This is a genomic window from Chamaesiphon sp. OTE_20_metabat_361, from assembly GCF_031364565.1.
The window spans coordinates 1-2,996 of record NZ_JANLWO010000047.1 but is presented as its reverse complement, the minus strand read 5'-3'; the positions used below and the strand labels follow the sequence as shown (position 1 = coordinate 2,996).

Genomic DNA, 2,996 nt, shown 5'->3' with positions numbered 1-2,996 from the left:
GTTCGATCGCGGCTAGTTCTCTCTGGATATCTGGATCGTTTGCCATCTCTTCTAATTCAGCTTCAATCTCGCTGACGGATTTTCCCAATGCTACTGCTCTAATCTGCTTATCGATATCATCTCGTAGCTGCAATTTCTCCTCAACTGAAAGTAAGGCGATTTCGCGCTTTAGCTCATAAACTATTAGCGATCGGTTGGAAGTCATATTTTATACTTACTTTTTTGTTGTTACAGTATCGTTGTTTTCTATTGGTAAACCAATATGCTTGGATAGGTTAAATAGCAATTTTTGATAAATGCGATTGAAACTCCTTGGCTTCCAATAATTCGTAGTCTGGTTCGTCATCACCATAGGCTCTACTCAATCCCTGCAATGATAATTTAGTCCATTCTGCGTCAGTCCACTCTTCGTCGCTCCAATCTTCTGCGGCTGGATTAATATCTGGTTGGGTGAGTGCTGTGGATTTTATCTGTTTATCGATCTGAGCCTGTAGCCACAATTTATCCTCAACTGGAAGTAAGGCAATTTCACGCTCTAGTTCATAAACTGCTGGCGATCGGTTGGGAGTCATATTTTACAATGGTTTTTGTTGCGTTAGTGTTTTGGGAGGGGAATCGATCGATAAGACAAATTTAACATATCATCCATTGCCATTGCTTGGGAACGAAGCTGGGACATCCCACGGCTCCATCAAGCAGGAATGGTACTCATAAAACGCCTTCTTCTGTGCGCTCATCGACTCATGTGCCGTCCAAGGTTTGGGCACCGTCATCATCATCGCATGGGGCAAGCTGCGACCGGAAAGAGTCAATAGTTCCAGCGCATTATCAAAGATCGTCGAGTCACTACCATCGACATTAATCGCAGGTTTAATCTTACTAATGTCATCGCCGAATAAATCCGACGCAAACAGCGATTGCCGCGCCGTCATCCAGTTAATATTCGCTCGATCCTAGTCGATCGAGCGTCTGTCGATACAAAAGTTTGCCAATCGATCGAGACTATCGATAGTCATTTGGGTTGTGATGCTCGATCGTGTTTTTTGAGGTTGTGGGATCGATCGAGTCATTATACAGACCAATCTTCGATCGCTAATCCTGGTACTTGTCCAAAATCTTTGAGGTTGCGGGTAACAATAATACCGCTATTGGCGATCGAGATCGATGCAATTCGTAGATCTTGCGTTCCAATTCTAATGCCCTGTTGTCTAAAATGCCGAAATCGATCTTCAGCAGCACGATTATATTCTAAGATCTCCAACTGAGAAAACAGCGAAAAAGTTGCAGTTAATCTCTCATAAGCAGCAATTAGATCTTCAGGCTTTTGTGCTTTCCGAATCTGAGCTAATCATCCGGCATATTGCTCTTCGACTGTTACCACAGTTGTTTTGATGACGAGATTACTTTGTCGAGCTAGACGAATTTGTTCGCAAACTTGTGGATGATTTCGTTGGTAAAGACTCAAAATATCCGTATCGATAACATATAAAGTCATAGACGATCTTCAATTAGATCTATCTCAGTGCTATTTTAACTCAGATCGCCAGATTCAATAACTGAATCGATGACGATTGAATCACTTGTGATTTCGCTAGCTTCGATATATTTGCCCACCAACACAGATTTGGTTTACGATCGAATTGCCAGATCGGGAGATCCATACACCGCACCGACTCCATACTGTCCCGCCGCAGGTAATTCAATCCCTTCAGCAGTCGCCACCTTCTGCATAAACTTGTGGGGCACCTGCATCAATATCCCCGCCCCATCTCCGGTATTCGTCTCGCAACCACACGCGCCACGATGATCGAGGTTAACCAATATTGTCAGTGCTTGCGCTACAATCTGATGCGACTTCGCCCCTTTCATCTGCGCGATAAAACCGATACCGCAAGCATCGTGTTCAAACTGCGGATCGTATAAACCTTGTTTGACGGGGTGACTGGTGTTCATGGATTGAGGGTGTAAGAGTGAAGGATTACCGTTGGTACGTTACACGAACGGGCTGGGGAGTAGAATGCACAATTAAGGCTGATTCTAGAGCCTACTATTTTCTAACGCTTTTTCGCGACTAGGGTAGCTACTGATACAAATATTTAACCTGACAGGTAGGCTATTCCATACCATTTGGACACGATCGAACGAAAAATATTACAATTAGACTAAATAGTTAGACCAATCCAAAACTGTTACCTAAGTGTTTAGAGACATATATCATTCACTATAAGGTTCTCAGATTGCGCTATACCCAATGAAATTCAGAATTTAAGCCAGGAGAAAGTTAAGTGATTCGACTTGACGATCGAGTAGCAATTATTACTGGTAGCGGGCGAGGTTTGGGAGCAGCTTATGCCCACCTGCTGGCGGAAAGAGGAGCGCGAGTCGTAATACATGACATCGGCGTTGACAAAGATGGTACCGGATTCGATCCGAAAGTGGCGGCTGGTGCTGCAAGGAGGATTCAAGCAGCAGGTGGAATTGCGTTGCCGAGCAACGTCATACTCGATAGTAGAGATAATTGCCGAAGCCTAGTGGAAACTACGCTGGAGCAGTTCGGTCGTCTCGACATCTTAATCCACAATGCTGGATGGGTTGCCTATGAGTCAGTGCAAGAACTGACCCCTGATTTTCTACAGCGTGCCATCAGCATTAATGTAGAGGCCCCAACATGGCTGGCTCAAGCTGCCTTGCCAATTATGAAACAGCAAAACTACGGACGGATTGTGCTGACGACTTCAGATCGAGCTATTTATCCGCAATATGCCCTCAGTGGTCTGGCTCCCTATGCAATGGGAAAAATGGCACAAATCGGTCTGATGAATGTGCTCGTGGCTGAAGGCAAAGAGCATGGAATTATCGTTAATGCGATTTCGCCAGTAGCCAAAACGCGGATGTGGAACGTCCAAGATGAGCCAGAGGATTTGCGACCAGAACAAGTAGCCCCTGGAGTGTTGTACCTCGCTTCTTCCGAATGCCGAGAGTCTGGATTTATATTA

5 protein-coding genes and 2 pseudogenes are annotated in these 2,996 nt (G+C 44.8%); 1 reads left to right on the top strand and 6 read right to left on the bottom strand.

The window, feature by feature from the left end; all coding sequences use genetic code 11:
• From RMO35_RS01225 to RMO35_RS01200, 6 genes and pseudogenes are all read right to left on the bottom strand, one after another.
• Positions 1-205: hypothetical protein (locus RMO35_RS01225; RefSeq protein ID WP_309737996.1), on the bottom strand; the 205-nt coding region annotated here is incomplete at its 3' end.
• Positions 206-275: 70 nt separating this feature from the next.
• A complete protein-coding gene (locus RMO35_RS01220) occupies positions 276-572 on the bottom strand; it encodes a hypothetical protein (protein WP_309737995.1) in 297 nt (98 codons plus the stop codon).
• A gap of 93 nt (positions 573-665) precedes the next feature.
• Positions 666-950, bottom strand: a pseudogene (locus tag RMO35_RS01215) (hypothetical protein); the annotation flags it as partial.
• A 119-nt stretch (positions 951-1,069) separates the two neighbouring features.
• Positions 1,070-1,261, bottom strand: a complete 192-nt coding sequence (locus RMO35_RS01210) for a type II toxin-antitoxin system VapC family toxin (RefSeq protein WP_309737994.1) — start codon at positions 1,259-1,261, stop codon at positions 1,070-1,072.
• An 87-nt stretch (positions 1,262-1,348) separates the two neighbouring features.
• The gene (locus RMO35_RS01205) at positions 1,349-1,495 is read right to left on the bottom strand and encodes a hypothetical protein (protein WP_309737993.1); all 147 of its coding nucleotides are present in this window, start codon (positions 1,493-1,495) and stop codon (positions 1,349-1,351) included.
• Positions 1,496-1,635: 140 nt separating this feature from the next.
• Positions 1,636-1,953, bottom strand: a pseudogene (locus RMO35_RS01200) (hypothetical protein); the annotation flags it as partial.
• Positions 1,954-2,285: 332 nt separating this feature from the next.
• On the opposite strand from RMO35_RS01200, the gene RMO35_RS01195 reads away from it, so the two are divergent.
• Positions 2,286-2,996: SDR family NAD(P)-dependent oxidoreductase (locus RMO35_RS01195; protein WP_309737992.1), on the top strand; the 711-nt coding region annotated here is incomplete at its 3' end.